The following is a 16,980-nucleotide window of genomic DNA, read 5'->3' as shown; positions in this document are numbered from 1 at the left end:
AACTGCCTTGATCTTAACGGACAGGGACAGAAGGACGATATTCAATTATTCCGCCTTCTTTTCCGCATGCATTTATTTTGGAGAAGAAGGCGTTTTCCTTTTGTCCTCCATACACACGTAAGGAGAGAACACGATGCACACAATGGGTCCATTACTCAAAAAACAACAAGCTGGAGAGAAGCTCGTCATGTTGACGGCGTATGATTATCCTTCAGCAAAACTATCGGAAGCAGCAGGAGTCGATATGTTGCTCGTCGGCGATTCCCTCGGGAACGTCATCCTCGGCTATGATTCAACGATTGCTGTCACGGTCGACGACATGGTTCATCATGCGCGCGCGGTACGCCGCGGCGCACCACAGACGTTCATGATCGTCGATATGCCGTTCGCAAGTTATCATGGTTCATTTGATCGCACGCTTGAATCAGCGGCGCGTATCTTCCAAGAATCGCAGGCAGATGCCTTGAAGCTGGAAGGGGCAGGGGAGATCTTAAAGACGATTCGTCGTTTGACGGACGCTGGGATGCCTTGCGTCGCGCATCTCGGATTAACACCACAATCCGTTGGTGTCCTTGAAGGATTCAAAGTCCAAGGGAAATCATTAGAAGCAGCCGAACAACTGATTGCAGACAGTTTGGAAGCAGAGCGTGCCGGAGCTAAGATGCTCGTCCTCGAATGTGTGCCGCATCCGCTCGCGAAACGCATTCAAGAGCTCCTCTCGATTCCGGTCATCGGAATCGGTGCCGGTGCAGACGTCGCCGGTCAAGTACTTGTCTATCATGACATCTTGACGTATGGTGTCGGTCGTTTACCGAAGTTCGTCAAAGCGTACACGGATTGGAATACTTCAGGAACGGAAGCGATCGCTGCTTACGTCAAAGACGTCAAAGCCGGTGCCTTCCCTGAACTAGCACACTCGTTCCAGATGGACGAAGAACTGATTGGTGCGCTTTATGGAGGGACTAAAGAATGAAAATCATCCAGGACGTCCAGACGTTACGCGAACGTTTAGCGGGAGCCGGTTCAATCGGTTTTGTACCGACGATGGGATTCTTGCATGAAGGGCATGCCTCCTTGCTCAAACAAGCACGACAAGAGAACGATGTCGTCGTCTTGAGTATTTTCGTCAACCCGACACAATTCGGACCAAACGAAGATTTGGATCGTTATCCACGAGACGCGGAACGCGATCAGAAGATCGCGGAGGCAGAAGGGGTCGATTATCTGTTTTATCCGACGAACGAGACGATGTATCCGCTGGATATGGCTCGTGTTACGGTCCGCTCCGGTGATGATGTCTTATGCGGCGCATCACGACCAGGACATTTTGATGGTGTGTTGACGGTCGTCAGCAAACTATTGAACGTCGTCCGTCCAACCCGTGCATATTTCGGTTTAAAGGATGCACAACAGCTCGCATTGATTGAAGCGTATGTCGCTGATTACTTTGTTCCGGTTGAGATCGTCCGTTGCCCGATCATTCGCGAAGCGGATGGTCTAGCGAAATCGTCACGCAATGTCTATCTATCGGAAACAGAGCGGGCGCAAGCACCGGGCATCCAGCAGGCGTTGCAACAAGCGAAACAAGCACTCGATCAAGGGGTGCCTGTTGAAACGGTTCTCGATCGGACTCGCGAAGCACTTCAATTCGAAGGGACGACAATCGATTACGTCGAAGCCGTCGACTATCCATCACTAGGACCCGTTACGGAACAAACGACTACGATTCTCTTAGCTGTCGCCGTGCAGTTTGCATCGGCACGCTTGATCGATAATTTACTATATACGAGAGGAGCATGACGATGTTACGCACATTCATGCACGCTAAACTACACAAAGCTCGGGTCACCGAGGCAAACTTACACTATGTTGGTTCGATTACGATCGATGAAGATTTACTCGATGCTGTCGGGATTCTTGAAAATGAAAAAGTCCAAGTGACGAACAATCAGAACGGTGCACGGATTGAAACGTATGCGATTAAAGGTGCTCGTGGTTCAGGTGTCATCTGTTTGAACGGTGCGGCAGCTCGCCATTTCCAAGTCGGAGATGAGGTCATCATCATGGCGTACGCACAACTATCGACGGAAGAAATCGCGACACATGTTCCAAAAGTGGCTGTTCTAAATGAACAGAACGACATCAAACAAATGTTGTCTCAAGAAATCGCCCACACGATCTTATGAAATTTTAGAGACCCGATCATGTCAGCGGGTCTCTTTTTTGTTAAGATGAAGAATGAAATGCCATCCGGTCATGGAGAGGATGGATAAAAGGTGGAGGATCAGTGTTGAAGAAAAAGTACGTCGTAGTCGACCTGGAAACGACAGGTCATTCCATAAAGGCTGGCGATGAGATGATTGAGATCGGCATGGCGGTCATTGAAGATGGACAGTTGACAGAACAATTGTCTGCCTTCGTGCGTCCGACCCAACCGATTCCTCCATTCATTTCCCAGTTGACGGGCATCACGGATGAGGATGTCAAAGAGGCCGAGACATTCGATGTCATCGCACCGCGTGTCTTATCATTGCTCGACGGTGGTGTCTTCGTCGCACATAATGTGCAGTTCGATTTAAACTTCTTAAACGATGCGTTAGAAGAGGAAGGATACTTGCCGTACACAGGTCCTGTCATCGATACGGTCGAACTCGCACGAATCTTACTTCCGACAGCAGAAAGCCACGCGCTGTCGCATCTGTCAGAGTCATTACACCTTGCCCATCAAGAAGCGCACCGGGCAGGGAGTGACGCTTCGGCGACGGCTGAATTGTTGCTTGAACTACTCAAACGACTACATACGTTGCCGCTTGAGACATTGAAGCACTTAAGACGTTTATCACCACGCCTGTTCAGTGCCATCGAAGAGGAAATCGACCATGCGATTCGTTTAGTCGGCATCGAGGAGGATTCACAGTTTGATCGTTTTCGAAAAATCGCTTTGAAAAAGCGTCAGACGATCGAACGCTTAACGCATCCGCCCGTTCTTGAACCGTTCGGACCATTCGTTGATGAATTGAATGCCGTGACGTTCCCTCGTCTATTCGAAGGATATGAAGAGCGACGTGGGCAGCTCGAGATGATGCGTCATGTCTATCAATCGCTCGATCAAGAAACGCCGTTACTCGTCGAAGCGGGAACGGGAACCGGGAAATCGCTCGGTTATCTTGTTCCGGCAGCGCATTACGCGCTCGAACATGAAGTCCCGATCGTCGTCAGTACGCACACGATTCAATTGCAGGAGCAATTGTTCGCGCGTGATTTACCGCTCTTGCGTCAACTGTTCGATGCGCCGGTCCAGATTGCATTGCTTAAGGGACGAAGTAACTATATTGATTTACGGAAATTCGAATTTTTCTTGAATGATCAAGAGGATGCTTATAACTTCACGCTCGCAAAAGCGATTCTGCTCGTCTGGTTGACGGAGACGGAAACGGGAGATTTAGAAGAAGTCAGCTTACCAGGCGGTGCAGCGCAAGGCAATATCGGCATTAAACAGTTGATCCAGTCTGATAGCCAATCGCAGCTCGGACGATTTGACCCGTGGTACAGCCGGGACTTCTTCCAACATGCGATTCGCCAAGCAAAGGATGCGACGATCATCGTCACGAACCATGCCTTGTTGTTTAGTGACCTGCAGTTCGAAGCAGGGGTCTTACCGAAAGGAAGTCCGTTGATTCTTGACGAGGCACACCAAATCGAAGAAGTCGCGAGCCATCATTTTGGTCTCGTCTTTGATGGACATACGTTTGATCGTCTGTTCCGACAACTCGGGTATTCGTCCGATAAAAAATTATTACACCGCTTGCTCGATCTGTCGGAAGAATGGGATATCGCCGAGATGGTCGAAGCCCATAGTGAGACGGTCGATGAGGCGCTGACGACGTTACTCGAAGAAGCAGACGGTCTATTGATGATCATTCAAGCGTACGGGCTTGAACTGGCTTCCCGCAAAGCAAGACGGGAAGGAATGGTCAGCATTCGCTTCAAGCGACTCGACCGTTCGATGCGTGCCGTCCAAGAAAGTGCCAAGCGGGTTGAATTGGTGTTGCGGCGTTTGCGTCAAGCAATCCGGGCGATTCATAAACTGTTCCATGAACACCGGGAGCAGATGAGTTATCGCGAACGTTCACTCGTCGCGGATTTAAAAGCGATCACGTCACAAATCGAAGAAGCGGAGCTCGCCATCTTCGAGACGATGCTTGCCCCGCACGATGAGACGGTATCTTGGATCGAGACGTCCGTTAAGAACCGGAAACTGACACGGGTCTACACACAACCAATCGACATTTCAGAACGATTGCGACGCGACGTCTTTTCGAAACGGACGTGTATCCTGACGTCTGCGACGTTGACTGTCTCGAACAAGTTCCAGTTCATTGAGAACCGTTTAGGGCTCGATGCGTTCGAGACACGTCGTTTCGTCGTTCCGTCGCCGTTCGGATATGCTGATAACGTGCGATTGATGATTCCGACGGATCTCCCGCTCCTACAGGATGTACCATTGCCGGAATTCGCAGAGACGATTGCGGAAGCCATCTTACAAATCGCAGAGGTGACGGAAGGACGGATGCTCGTCTTGTTTACCTCAAATGACTTGCTAAGACTGACGCATGAAGCGACGAAGCCGTTACTACCTGACCGGTTTACGTTACTCTCGCAAGGGGTCACGCAAGGTTCACGGCAACGACTGATGAAACAGTTCAAGCAACTCGACGCCTGTATCTTGTTCGGGACGGCTAGCTTTTGGGAAGGGGTCGATATCCCAGGAGATGATCTCAGTTGTCTCGTCATCGTCCGACTACCGTTCGCGCCACCAGATCAACCGATCGTCCAGGCACGCTCGGAACGGATCGAAAAACTCGGGAAATCATCATTTTTCGAATACAGCTTACCGCAAGCGATCATTCGCTTTAAGCAAGGCTTTGGTCGCTTGATCCGGACGACGAACGACCGAGGTGTCGTCTTCGTACTTGATCGCCGGATTGAGACGACGCGTTATGGAAAACGGTTCGTCACGAGTCTGCCGAAAGTACCTGTTTTATCAAAACCGCTTGATGAACTGACGGCAGAACTAGAATTGTTCTTGAATGATGGCGATTAAGTCTATTCAGATAAACCCTATCGCATTATAATAGATAGAGAAAAATGAGGGAGGACATACAGATGGATTCAAAAATTGAAACACTTGCGACCGTCAAAGTGAACCGCCATGACGATACGTATAAAATCGTCGACTTGTTGAATCGGACACTGAAAACGGAAGATTTAATGTTCGGTCTTGCTCTCGATGAAAAAGACAAGGAGCAGATGGTCTTTACCATCTACCGCACATGAAGTGGAAAATCACGCTTGGTCTGCTAAGTGCACTCATCCTTTTGACTGTACTTGGCACCGCCGTTTATCAGGTGACGATCGCTGAGGCAAAAGACCGGGAACAGAGCGTCGCCGAACAAGCAGAGGCGCGTCTGAAAAAAGAACTCAAACCGACGGACGTCCGGTTCGAATCTGTCTTTAACGGGAAACGTCAATATGTCGTTTTTACGATGAAGCAGAACGAACAGGCGGTACGGGCGTTCGTTCCGAAAAAAGGAACGATTGAGACACGACCAGTTGCTGATGGTATTGCCATCAAAACGGTCATCGCGGATCATCCGGAACTAGGAGACATCGTGTCTGCTAAGTACGGCTTTGAGGATCGTGCCGTCATCGAGATCGTTTCAAAGACGACGACAGGTTATGATTATTCGTATTACACGTATCAAGAAGGTTCTTTCATCAAACGATTACGAATCAAGTAAAGGGAGTGGGCGACATGTTATCGAAACGCGTACGACAATTGACACCATCTACGACGCTAGCCATCACAGCGAAAGCCAAGGCACTACGTGAAGAAGGTCAAGACATCATCGGTTTAGGTGCGGGAGAGCCCGACTTCAATACACCGGAATTCATCATCCAAGCAGCATTCGAGGCAGCAGAAGCGGGCGATACGAAGTATACGCCGTCTGGCGGAACGGTTGCCTTGAAGGATGCAATCATCGAAAAGACACGCCGTGACTTATGGATGCCATACGAACGCTCAGAAGTCATGGTCGCTTCAGGAGCAAAGCATGCACTATCAACGTTGTTCCAAGCGATTCTCGATCCAGGCGATGAAGTCATCGTCCCAGCACCATACTGGGTCAGTTATCCAGAGCAAATTAAACTCAGTGACGGCGTACCGGTCATTTTAGAAACGGACGAATCGTCTCGCTTCAAAGTGACACGGGAATTGCTCGAGCAACACATTACCCCAAAAACGAAAGCACTCGTCTTGAATTCACCATCGAATCCGACAGGAATGGTCTATTCGAAAGAAGAGCTCGAGATGGTAGCAGATGTTGCGATCAAGCACGATCTACTCGTCATCAGTGACGAGATTTATGAAAAGTTGCTCTATAACGGTGCGACACATATTTCGATCGCGTCCTTGCCAGAGATGCGCGAACGGACGGTCATCATCAATGGTGTCTCGAAGTCCCATGCGATGACAGGCTGGCGGATCGGGTATGCAATCGGACCGAAAGAGATCATCTCAGCGATGACGAACTTAGCGAGCCATTCGACGTCGAACCCGACATCGATTGCGCAAGCAGCATCGGTTGCTGCGTATGCAGAAGGCGATGCACCGGTCGAAGCGATGCGTGTCATCTTTGAGGAACGACTTGAGAAAATCTATGCACGACTCATTGAAATCAAAGGATTGACGTGTCTGAAGCCAGAAGGGGCATTCTACTTGTTCCCACATGCAAAGCAAGCTGCCGAGATGTGTGGATTCGATAATGTCGATGACTGGTGTACAGCTGTTTTATCTGAAGCGAAGGTCGCCTTGATTCCAGGTTCAGGATTTGGTGCACCGGACTATGTTCGCCTATCTTACGCGACGGATCCGGCACGTGTCCTAGAGGCACTCGACCGGATTGAAGGATTCATCACGGCACATACAGCCGTTTAATAGAGAGAGGATGTTGACTGTTGAAAGCAATGATTCGGGATGTAAACAAATATGTAGGAGAAGAAGTGACGATCGGGTGTTGGTTAGCAAACAAACGCTCAAGCGGTAAAATCGCCTTCCTCCAACTTCGGGATGGCTCTGGATTCATGCAGGGTGTCGTCGTCAAAGAAACAGTCGGCGAAGACTTATTCAAACAAGCAAAAGGCTTAACGCAGGAATCATCACTATGGGTGACAGGTGTCATCAAATCAGATGGCGGTCGGACAGCGATCGGTCATGAAATGGAAATTTCAAAAATCGAAGTCATCCATGAAGCAATCGATTATCCGATCACACCAAAAGCACACGGAACGGACTTCTTGATGGATAACCGTCACCTCTGGTTGCGTTCAAAGCGTCAGCATGCGGTCATGGTCGTTCGGAACGAATTGATTCGTGCAACGTACGAATTCTTTAACCAAGAAGGATTCATCAAAGTGGATCCGCCAATCTTGACAGGTAGCGCACCAGAAGGAACAACAGAATTGTTCCACACGAAATATTTCGATGAAGATGCGTACCTTTCACAATCGGGTCAGCTTTACATGGAAGCGGCAGCAATGGCACTTGGAAAGGTCTTCTCGTTCGGTCCAACGTTCCGTGCTGAAAAATCAAAAACACGTCGTCACTTGATCGAATTCTGGATGATGGAGCCTGAGATGGCATTCCACGATCACGAGATGAACCTCGAAGTCCAAGAAAACTATGTTTCGCACCTTGTGCAATCAGCACTGAAAAACTGTCGTGCGGAACTTGAGTTGCTTGGACGTGACTTGACGGTCCTTGAAAACATTAAAGCACCGTTCCCGCGCGTCAAGTACACGGAAGCAATCGACATGCTCAAGGAGCAAGGATTCGACGATATCGAATTCGGCGATGACTTTGGTGCACCACACGAGACAGCAATCGCAAACAGCTTCGCACGTCCTGTCTTCATCACGCACTGGCCAAAAGCAATCAAACCGTTCTACATGAAAGAAGATCCGGAAAACCCAGACTTCGTCTTGTGTGATGATTTGATTGCCCCTGAAGGATACGGGGAAATCGTCGGTGGTTCACAACGTGAAGAAGATCATGAAAAACTCCTCGCTGAGATGAAGAAACATGGTCTTGACGAGACAGGTGCTTATAAATGGTATCTCGAAACACGCCAATACGGTTCTGTTCCACACAGTGGCTTCGGTCTTGGTTTAGAGCGGACAGTCGCTTGGATCACAGGTGTCGAGCACGTTCGGGAAACAATTCCGTTCCCACGTTTGCTAAACCGCCTCTATCCATAAGCAGTAAGGAAAAACATCGACCCATCGTCTCGACGGGTCGATTTCTTGTTTAGACTAGAGAATCGAGGAAATACGATGAATCATAATTTAGTGCAATTATTCGAGGAAGGGACGGTCGTCTTACCGAAACGATTGTTCACCGAGGCAAAACGGTTAGGCATCAGTTTTGTCGAGTTCACGTTAATTGGTCAATTGTTTGCTTGCCGGGCAGAAGGCATGGAGATGCCGTCACCGGAAGAGTTAAGTAATCGACTTGGACTATCCGAGACGGAAACGATCGAGACGACACTCGGTTTATTACAAAAAGGATTACTGGCAATGGAGAACGTCAACGGGTCTGAACGTTATTCGCTTGTTCCGCTTTACGAAAAGCTGATGGCACCACCGGAACAGGAAGCACCGAACTTTGATACGATCAATCCGTCCGTCTTCCAACAATTCGAGCGGGAACTCGGGATGATGTCACCGTTTCAGATGGAGCAGATCATTCAGTGGTTGACGATCGAGAACATTTCGGAAGAGCTAGTACTTGCCGCACTTCGAGAAGCGGTCTATCATAATGTCCGCAAAATGACCTATATCAATCAAATTTTACGGACGTGGGAACGTGAAGGGATCAAGACGCTTGAGGATCTCGCAGGGCGGGGAGGTTAAGGAAATGTTACGAAAGGCAGAAATCGATCGGATTGAAGCAACGTTAGAAGAGATGTTTCCAGATGCATTTTGTGAGTTGATTCATCGCAACCCGTTTGAACTGGTCGTAGCGGTTGCACTCAGTGCACAAGCGACCGACGTACTTGTCAATCAGGTGACGCCTGGGTTGTTCGCAGCGTATCCGGATCCTGCGTCGCTTGCTGCGGCACCCGTTGAGAAAATCGAGGACAAAATCAAACGACTTGGATTGTACCGGAATAAAGCCAAAAACATCAAGGCGCTTGCGGCACAGCTCCTTGCGCAACACGACGGAGAAGTCCCGACGGAACGCGCCGGGCTCGAAGCCTTACCTGGCGTAGGACGCAAGACGGCGAACGTCGTCTTGTCTGTCGCCTTTGATGTACCGGCCTTTGCGGTCGATACACATGTCGAACGTGTCTCGAAACGCCTCGGGATCTGTCGCTGGAAGGATAATGTCACGCAGGTCGAAGCAACACTGATGCGTCGTTTCAAACGGGAGCGTTGGTCAAAGCTCCATCATCAATTCATCTTCTTTGGACGTTATCACTGCAAGGCACAACGTCCGAACTGTGAAGCGTGCCCGTTACTCGACATGTGTCGAGAAGGGAAAAAACGGACAAAAGGAATAGCTACACCCTAAAAAGGGACAGACTCAAAAAAAGAATGACTCGTCACACGCAACTCCTACAGGAAAAGCGCATTTTGCGCTGTTAGAGACAAACAAGACCTGGGGAAAGAGCGTGAAAAGACGAGTCATTCTTTTTTATTAGATAAGGGTGACAGATCATTCTGCCACCCTTATCTTTATAGAGACTAATTTTTGAGTCATTACCCATTCCAAGGAGTATCGGACCATTCACGACGCTTTTTCGTGATCGGTACTTTTTTGAATCCCCAGTTTCGGAAATCTTGGTCCGGACTATCGCGTCGAATGTAAATCTTATCTTTGATGGCTTTAAAAATCCGGTTTTCGTCCCCATAATGGACAAACCGTGGTTTTACCTCGATGACACCACGACGGACGCGAGATAAAGGTAAGCAGACCAAGTCGGCAATCTCAAGACCAGATTGGTAGAGGTCGCTGTCTTTTTCAGCAAAGATGAAGCCTTTGATTTTTTGACGGCTTTTTTCGACGTCGAGATGGACCGTTCCCGAATTGAAGATATCGAAGAACGCCTTTTGAATGAGCAAGTTTTGATAATCATCACGGCTTTCAAGAACGACACGCGCACTCGTTGCTTCTGTCTCATCGAGGAAGGAATAAAACGACTTCATCAGATGGGCGAAGGCAACGACATACGGATCCTTTGGTGTCGAGAAGAAGTCTTGTAGCTTCTGTTTATCGACTTCGACGCTGACGATCGTACAATCGATATCAACTAAAAATTCTGGTAAAGCGATCCAGAAATGACGTAACATATCGATCGTGATACCATCTTCTTTACCATACGGATGCTCAGCTTTTAAAATCTCCTTCAAATGAAGGGGAATATGCGGATCTTCAAAAACTTTTGCCTTAAAATCCATCAAACGTTGACGAAGCGGACTTGGTTCACCGGTCTCGTCCGAATCGATGGCATATTTATATTCCATCAAGACACCCGTTAAGTTGAATTGTGTATTACCCTTCGGTGTCCCAGTTTCGTCGACGAACATGATGTATTTCTTCGGGGCAGGGGTCGAATTCTTAGGAAATCCTTTGACGTCAACGCCTTTGACGTTCGATTGTACCCGTTTGTTCAAATGAATCTCCTCCAATTGCACAATAATTACACAGTCTTTTCGAAAGAAATGCTCTTGATGCCACTTTACACGCTAGGCGGCTGAAAAGCTATAGCCTGATAAGTGAAACCGTAGAAACATTCCTTCGTATGATTAGGTGTTCGACTTAAGGAAGATAATTCCTGTTTTTTAATCGTTATTCTTCACCATTCATCAAGCGATCGATATAACGAACGGATTTAATCGTTTCATTGAAGCGCTTCAGACTCGTTTTCGGCTGAAATGCTTGGACGGAAATTTGCTTCAATTGATCAACGGCGCTTTCGACCATGCTAGGTCGTAAGTAAGGACTATCTTGGGCATTCGTTTGCCACTGTGCAATCAGTTGATCCGCTCGTTCAACGAACGGTACGACGTCTCGATTGAAGTCATATTCGGTTCCGGCACGTCCTTCTTGATAAATACGTTCAATCTCTTGTAATAACGGTTCAATTGTCATTGGTTTTTAACTACTCCTCTCGGCCGATACGGTACAATCACATATCATGGTACAATAAACGCGATAGGAGGGGAATCGTTTTGAATTACCCGAACGGTAAAAAATTTCAAAAGCCACTCGAGTCGCATGGAACCCGAATCAAGAAGGCGCGATCAACCGATTCCACCTTTTCGAATCGAGGGATGACGCTCGAAAAATTATTGAATGAAAGTAATACGTTTTACCTGACCCATAATCGGGCAATCATTCACAAGAAACCCACTCCGTTACAAATCGTCCAAGTTGATTATCCGAAACGGTCGGCAGCGGTCGTCAAGGAAGCCTATTTCAAGCAACCGTCGACGACGGACTATAACGGTGTTTATCGCGGAAAATATATTGATTTCGAAGCGAAGGAGACGACGAATAAAACGTCCTTCCCGATAAAAAATTTTCACCCCCATCAAATCGCACACATGCGTCAATGTGTCGAACATGGAGGAATTTGTTTTGTCATCATTCGTTTCAGTCTGTATAATGTGCAATATGTGCTTTCAGTCGAGCACGTGTTCCCCTGGTGGGATCAGCTAGAAAGCGGACGAAAATCAATTCCGCTGACGGTCATTGAACGAGACGGTATCAAAGTCGAGACTGGCGCGTACCCTGCCATCGATTATTTAAAGGCAGTGGACGAACTATATTTCAATTCAGACACTTTTTGATTGAAGGAGAAGGATAGCATATGGAAAGAAGTCGTGTCGCACGTCGTGAAGAGACGAAGTCATCTGAGAAAAAGATGAAACGGACGAAACGTCCCCAAAAGAAAAAGTCAGGTGGAGGTTCCGGTGGGAAAGGTCCACTTTGGAAAAAGTTATTGCTGATCGCTACCGGATTATTCATCGTCATGATGTTAGTCGGAGGCGGATTTGCCGCTTACGCGATTGCTACGGCACCTGAGCTCGATGAGACAGAACTTCGAGATGCTCTGCCATTGAAAATCTATGCGAGCAATAAGGAAGAGATTACGAAAGGCGGAACGAGTCGAGAATACGTGTCAATCGATGAAGTACCGGAAGTCGTTAAAGACGCATTCATCTCGATTGAGGACCGTCGTTTCTATCAGCACAACGGAATCGATTTCCGTCGTCTGGGCGGAGCCATCATCGCGAACGTGACGGATGGTTTCGGATCGGAAGGAGCTTCGACGATCACACAACAGGTCGTCAAACAATCATTCCTTAGCTTCGATAAAACGGTCACGCGGAAAGTCCAAGAACAATGGCTCGCAATTCGTTTAGAGCAGGACTATACAAAAGATCAAATTTTAGAGATGTACTTGAACAAAAACTACTACGGTCAAAACTCGTTTGGGATTCAGACGGCTTCAAAAGCTTACTTCAACAAATCAGTTGATAAGTTGAATTACGCGGAAGCTGCGATGCTCGCAGGACTGCCACAACGTCCGACCGCATACGATCCAATTAAAGGAGATCCAAAACTGACGAAATGGCGCCAGACACAAGTTCTTGATGCGATGTTGACGACAGGCGTCATCTCACAAGCGCAACGAGACAAGGCAGTCAAACAACCGATCTCAAAATTAATCAATCCGGCGCCAAAGTCGACGAAGGATGAATCGTACGACAGCGTCATCTTCGATATGGTATCAAAAGAGTTAGAAGATGATTTTGGTTTAGAAGGAAAAGACATCTACGGTCAAGGGTTGAAGATCTATACTTCGATCGATAAACCGATGCACGACTATATGAATGAAGCGATCAAGAAAGATCAAATCGTTCAATTACCGGAATATGCGGAAACAGCTGCGACAGCGGTCAACACGCAAACTGGAGAAATCCTTGCGGTCGTTGATGGTAAAAATCCAGGTAAAGGCACAGCGCGACGAAACTTTGCGAATGAACCGCATCAACCGGGATCATCCGCAAAACCATTCTTCGCTTACGGACCAGCGATTGAAAATGATAAGTGGTCGACTGCGAAACAATTGACGGATAAACCAACAGAAGTCAACGGCAAAGAGATTGGAAACTATTATGATGGATACCGTGGCACGAACACGATCCGCCACTGGTTAAAAATCTCGGCAAACACACCGGCCATCCAAACGTATCAAGAAATCGGCGGTGATTCAGTCGAGGCGTTCGCTGAAAAATCTGGCTTGAAGATGAAAGACGATGAGTCGATTTCGCCTGCGTATGCGATTGGTGGGATGAAACACGGTTTCAATACGACACAGATGGCAGGAGCTTATGCCACACTCGGTAATGGTGGCGATTATATCAAACCGCACGTCATCAAATCGATTGAGTATAGTGATGGATCTAAAATCAAATCACCGATCAAATCGAAAAAGGCAATGGAAGACTACACAGCGTATATGTTGACGGACATGCTGCGTGACGTCTTAAAACCAGGTGGTACGTTCCCGAGTGCTGGATTGTCATTTGATGCAGCCGGTAAAACAGGAACGACGAATGCCTATAAAGATGTCTGGTTCGCAGGATATACATCGGATGTCTCAATCAGTGTCTGGACAGGGACAACGAAATCCGGAAACAACAATGGAGCCGGACTTAGCGGTCCGTACAACAGTACGATGGCACAGCAAATCTGGAAAGATTTCATCACGAAGACACGTGATCGTACGCCAGCACCATTTGAACAACCTAGTTCTGTCCTCAGTATCGGAAATGAATTGTACGTGAAAGGGACGAAGGAACCTGTCGTTGAAAAAAAGACGGTACCCGCTCCGACTGGATTACAAGCATCTTACGATGAAGACACAAAGAGCGGTGAACTGACTTGGAACTATAATGACGCCGCGCTTCGTGCCAATGGGTATGACGATGTATCGTTTGAAGTGACGATGACAGATGCTGACGGTGAAACATCGACGATTGGTACGAGCACGACGAATCGAATTGCCATCAATGGTTTGAAACCAGGACGGTCAACGTTCCAAGTCGTAGCGAAAGCGTCTGGAGAGGAATCTGGTCCGGTCTCGACGACGGTAACGGTTACCGATCCTGAAGCAGAAGAACCGACGACGGATGAACCATCGACGGATGAACCTGCAACGGACGAACCATCGACAGATGAACCGACGACGGATGAACCTGCAACGGACGAACCATCGACAGATGAACCGACGACGGATGAACCTGCAACGGACGAACCGACAACGGACGAACCGACGACGGACGAGCCGACGACGGATGAACCGGCAACGGATGAACCGGCAACGGATGAACCGACGACGGACGAACCAGCAACAGATGCACCGAATTCGAATGATGGAGCAAACGCGCAAAACAATTCGAATGGTTCGACGGAACGAAACAACAATACCAACAATCCGAATAACAATGGAGATGACTCTGAAGATTAATAAAGGAGCGTCACTTGTAAAGTAGACAAGACCAAAGACGAGTAGTTCGTTCTTTGGTCTTGCCTCTTTTTTTGTATAATGAGAAGTGGAAGGAAGTGAAGGCATGCAAGCGAAACAAACGCTCGTTGCATTTCTCGAAGAATTGAAACAGGACCGCTCGTTCATGGAGCGGATTACGTATATGAAAACGATGGAAGCGACAGCTGGGCGGTATGTCGATTTTCCAGAACGACTACCGGAGCGTTTACGACAAGCTCTTCGAACACGTGGGATCACGCAATTGTACCGTCACCAAGGGTTAGCGTTTGAACGTGTACAAGCGGGAGAGTCGACGGTCATCGTCACACCGACTGCCTCCGGAAAGACCTATTGTTTTAACTTACCGGTCTTATCGCACCTGCTCGAGCATCCGAACGCGCGGGCATTATATCTCTATCCGACAAAAGCCCTCGCACAGGATCAAAACAGTGAATTACTTGAATTGATCGATCAATTAGAGGCGCCGATCCGATGTTTTACCTATGACGGAGATACGTCACCGACGATTCGAACAAAAGTACGAAAAGCTGGTAATATCGTCATCACGAATCCGGATATGCTACATTCCGGCATCCTACCACACCATACGAAATGGATCGAACTGTTCGAGAACTTGAAGTATATCGTCATTGATGAATTACACACATATCGTGGTGTGTTTGGTAGCCATGTCGCCAATGTCATTCGTCGCCTGCGACGGATTTGTCGGTATTATGGTAGTGATCCCGTCTTCATCATGACGAGTGCGACGATCGCCAATCCGCAGGAACTAGCAGAACGACTGACAGAAAAAACAGTCGGTTTGATTGATGATAACGGTGCGCCAACAGGACGTAAACATTTTCTCGTCTATCAACCACCCATCGTCAACGCACAACTCGGCATTCGACGTTCAGCGACGCTTGAGACGAAACAACTGGCGATGCGCTTCATCAAGAAAAAGTTCCAAACGATCGTCTTTGCACGGTCACGCGTTCGCGTTGAAGTCTTACTGACGTATCTACGAAGCATCTATCCTCATGAACTCGGTCCTCGATCCATCGAAGGGTACCGGGGCGGTTATTTGCCGAGTGAGCGACGGGATATCGAACGACGGTTGCGTCAAGGAGAAATCACCGGTATCGTCTCGACGAATGCCCTTGAACTTGGTGTCGACATCGGTCAACTGCAAGTCTGTATCATGAATGGTTATCCGGGAACGATTGCTTCGCTCTGGCAACAGGCAGGGCGTGCGGGACGTCGACAAGATGATGCACTAATCATTCTCGTCGCTTCTTCCGGTATGCTCGATCAATATGTCGCAGAACGACCAGAGTTATTCTTGAATCAATCCCCTGAAGCAGCCCGACTTGATCCGGATAATCTGATCATTGCCGTCGATCACGTCAAATGTGCAGCGTTTGAACTGCCTTTTACGAAAGGAGAATCATTTGGGACTCTCGAGACGGAAGATATCCTCGAATACTTAGTCGAAGAGCGTGTCCTGCACGAACGTGGCGATCGATTTTATTGGATGAACGATGCGTTTCCGGCTCATGGAATATCGCTTCGGTCGAGTGATCAAGAGAACGTCATCATCGTCGATCAGACCGAGGTACCGAATCGAGTCATCGGTGAAATGGATACGTTTAGTGCGATGACATTGTTACATGACGAGGCCATTTATCTTCACGGAGCCGATCAATACCAAGTTGAGCATTTGGATTTTGAAGAGAAAAAAGCGTTCGTCCGTGCCGTGGACGTTGATTATTATACGGATGCTAATTTTTCAGTCGACCTTTCCGTGCTCGAAGAAGATGAACAGTATGCAGAGGGAGAATATAGTGTTGCGCGCGGAGATGTCAGCGTCCGCGGAATGGCAACGATGTTTAAGAAGATTAAGTTCGGTACGCATGAGAACATCGGCTCTGGTCCGATTCACTTACCGGAACGAGAAATTCATACGACAGGTGTTTGGTTCACTTTATCCGATCACGCACGCTCTTCGACAGAGCTCGAACAAGTGTTAGAAGGGGTCGCGAATAGTCTCAGACGTGTCGCACCGCTTTATTTGATGTGTGATGCTAGTGATGTCTTCGTCGTGCCGCAAGTCAAGGCGACACACACGCAACAGCCAACTGTTTATCTATATGATCGTTATCCAGGGGGTGTCGGTCTCGCGGAGTCGATTTATAAGCAACGCGGTGTCATGTTGCGTGCCGCCCGTGATTCGATCGTCACATGCCCGTGTCAGGACGGTTGTCCTGCCTGTATCGGTATGGTTGGCGTAGCAGACGAGAAAGAACGAACGATTCAGTTGTTAGCAGAAATGGAGAAGGAACTATCATGAAAAATCGTCTTA

At 48.1% G+C, this 16,980-nt stretch carries 15 protein-coding genes; 13 read left to right on the top strand and 2 right to left on the bottom strand.

The features are described from left to right. Positions 1-133: 133 nt before the first annotated feature. The 10 genes from panB to nth all read left to right on the top strand — a co-directional run bounded on the left by panB (position 134) and on the right by nth (position 9,631). Positions 134-973, top strand: coding sequence for a 3-methyl-2-oxobutanoate hydroxymethyltransferase (gene panB / locus KNQ11_RS06435; protein WP_050677432.1), 840 nt, complete (start codon positions 134-136; stop codon positions 971-973). Continuing rightward, on the top strand, positions 970-1,800 hold the full coding sequence (panC, locus tag KNQ11_RS06430) for a pantoate--beta-alanine ligase (protein WP_149427576.1): 831 nt from the start codon (positions 970-972) through the stop codon (positions 1,798-1,800). The genes panB and panC overlap by 4 nt, the downstream gene beginning before the upstream one ends. Positions 1,801-1,802: 2 nt before the next feature. After that, the gene (gene panD, locus KNQ11_RS06425) at positions 1,803-2,186 is read left to right on the top strand and encodes an aspartate 1-decarboxylase (RefSeq protein WP_029341994.1); all 384 of its coding nucleotides are present in this window, start codon (positions 1,803-1,805) and stop codon (positions 2,184-2,186) included. A 104-nt stretch (positions 2,187-2,290) separates the two neighbouring features. Further along, complete coding sequence (dinG, locus tag KNQ11_RS06420; protein WP_149427575.1) at positions 2,291-5,104, top strand: ATP-dependent DNA helicase DinG; 2,814 nt, start codon at positions 2,291-2,293, stop codon at positions 5,102-5,104. Positions 5,105-5,166: 62 nt separating this feature from the next. After that, positions 5,167-5,337 carry a YpmA family protein gene (locus KNQ11_RS06415; RefSeq protein ID WP_012370646.1) on the top strand — a complete coding sequence of 57 codons (171 nt, stop codon included), beginning with the start codon at positions 5,167-5,169 and terminating at the stop codon, positions 5,335-5,337. Continuing rightward, a complete protein-coding gene (locus KNQ11_RS06410) occupies positions 5,334-5,801 on the top strand; it encodes a hypothetical protein (protein WP_075642522.1) in 468 nt (155 codons plus the stop codon). The genes KNQ11_RS06415 and KNQ11_RS06410 overlap by 4 nt, the downstream gene beginning before the upstream one ends. A gap of 14 nt (positions 5,802-5,815) precedes the next feature. Continuing rightward, entirely contained in the window at positions 5,816-6,997 is a 1,182-nt protein-coding gene (locus tag KNQ11_RS06405; RefSeq protein WP_058704903.1) for a pyridoxal phosphate-dependent aminotransferase, read from the top strand. Positions 6,998-7,026: 29 nt separating this feature from the next. Continuing rightward, a complete protein-coding gene (gene asnS / locus KNQ11_RS06400) occupies positions 7,027-8,316 on the top strand; it encodes an asparagine--tRNA ligase (RefSeq protein WP_174316766.1) in 1,290 nt (429 codons plus the stop codon). Between the two features lie 75 nt (positions 8,317-8,391). Further along, complete coding sequence (locus KNQ11_RS06395) at positions 8,392-8,970, top strand: DnaD domain-containing protein (protein ID WP_023468616.1); 579 nt, start codon at positions 8,392-8,394, stop codon at positions 8,968-8,970. 4 nt (positions 8,971-8,974) lie between these two features. Continuing rightward, a complete protein-coding gene (nth, locus tag KNQ11_RS06390; protein WP_149427574.1) occupies positions 8,975-9,631 on the top strand; it encodes an endonuclease III in 657 nt (218 codons plus the stop codon). Between the two features lie 188 nt (positions 9,632-9,819). Here nth and KNQ11_RS06385 read toward each other — a convergent pair whose 3' ends face one another. Both KNQ11_RS06385 and KNQ11_RS06380 read right to left on the bottom strand, forming a co-directional pair. Next, the gene (locus KNQ11_RS06385) at positions 9,820-10,734 is read right to left on the bottom strand and encodes a DUF3800 domain-containing protein (protein WP_023468614.1); all 915 of its coding nucleotides are present in this window, start codon (positions 10,732-10,734) and stop codon (positions 9,820-9,822) included. 175 nt (positions 10,735-10,909) lie between these two features. Beyond that, entirely contained in the window at positions 10,910-11,212 is a 303-nt protein-coding gene (locus tag KNQ11_RS06380; protein ID WP_023468613.1) for a DUF1798 family protein, read from the bottom strand. A gap of 74 nt (positions 11,213-11,286) precedes the next feature. Here KNQ11_RS06380 and recU point away from each other — a divergent pair, with 74 nt between their 5' ends. The 3 genes from recU (at position 11,287) to KNQ11_RS06365 (ending at position 16,968) form a co-directional block, all read left to right on the top strand. Next, the gene (gene recU, locus KNQ11_RS06375; RefSeq protein WP_035396916.1) at positions 11,287-11,913 is read left to right on the top strand and encodes a Holliday junction resolvase RecU; all 627 of its coding nucleotides are present in this window, start codon (positions 11,287-11,289) and stop codon (positions 11,911-11,913) included. 20 nt (positions 11,914-11,933) lie between these two features. Beyond that, on the top strand, positions 11,934-14,600 hold the full coding sequence (locus KNQ11_RS06370) for a PBP1A family penicillin-binding protein (protein WP_214723544.1): 2,667 nt from the start codon (positions 11,934-11,936) through the stop codon (positions 14,598-14,600). A gap of 103 nt (positions 14,601-14,703) precedes the next feature. Continuing rightward, positions 14,704-16,968, top strand: coding sequence for a DEAD/DEAH box helicase (locus KNQ11_RS06365; RefSeq protein WP_214770640.1), 2,265 nt, complete (start codon positions 14,704-14,706; stop codon positions 16,966-16,968). Positions 16,969-16,980 lie beyond the last annotated feature (12 nt).

Origin of the sequence: Exiguobacterium sp. s39, from assembly GCF_018618925.1 — a bacterium.
Taxonomy (GTDB): domain Bacteria; phylum Bacillota; class Bacilli; order Exiguobacteriales; family Exiguobacteriaceae; genus Exiguobacterium_A; species Exiguobacterium_A abrahamii.
The sequence above is the reverse complement of the archived record's forward strand: the minus strand, read 5'-3'. Positions and strand labels throughout refer to the sequence as shown.

What these genes read in the sequence shown, in the direction of transcription:
- panB (WP_050677432.1), top strand. Translation starts at nt 134, where the DNA reads ATGCACACAATGGGTCCATTACTCAAAAAACAACAAGCTGGAGAGAAG.
- KNQ11_RS06415 (WP_012370646.1), top strand. Translation starts at nt 5,167, where the DNA reads ATGGATTCAAAAATTGAAACACTTGCGACCGTCAAAGTGAACCGCCAT.
- KNQ11_RS06410 (WP_075642522.1), top strand. Translation starts at nt 5,334, where the DNA reads ATGAAGTGGAAAATCACGCTTGGTCTGCTAAGTGCACTCATCCTTTTG.
- asnS (WP_174316766.1), top strand. Translation starts at nt 7,027, where the DNA reads ATGATTCGGGATGTAAACAAATATGTAGGAGAAGAAGTGACGATCGGG.
- KNQ11_RS06380 (WP_023468613.1), bottom strand. Translation starts at nt 11,212, where the DNA reads ATGACAATTGAACCGTTATTACAAGAGATTGAACGTATTTATCAAGAA.
- KNQ11_RS06370 (WP_214723544.1), top strand. Translation starts at nt 11,934, where the DNA reads ATGGAAAGAAGTCGTGTCGCACGTCGTGAAGAGACGAAGTCATCTGAG.
- KNQ11_RS06395 (WP_023468616.1), top strand. Translation starts at nt 8,392, where the DNA reads ATGAATCATAATTTAGTGCAATTATTCGAGGAAGGGACGGTCGTCTTA.
- panC (WP_149427576.1), top strand. Translation starts at nt 970, where the DNA reads ATGAAAATCATCCAGGACGTCCAGACGTTACGCGAACGTTTAGCGGGA.
- KNQ11_RS06405 (WP_058704903.1), top strand. Translation starts at nt 5,816, where the DNA reads ATGTTATCGAAACGCGTACGACAATTGACACCATCTACGACGCTAGCC.
- panD (WP_029341994.1), top strand. Translation starts at nt 1,803, where the DNA reads ATGTTACGCACATTCATGCACGCTAAACTACACAAAGCTCGGGTCACC.
- KNQ11_RS06365 (WP_214770640.1), top strand. Translation starts at nt 14,704, where the DNA reads ATGCAAGCGAAACAAACGCTCGTTGCATTTCTCGAAGAATTGAAACAG.
- nth (WP_149427574.1), top strand. Translation starts at nt 8,975, where the DNA reads ATGTTACGAAAGGCAGAAATCGATCGGATTGAAGCAACGTTAGAAGAG.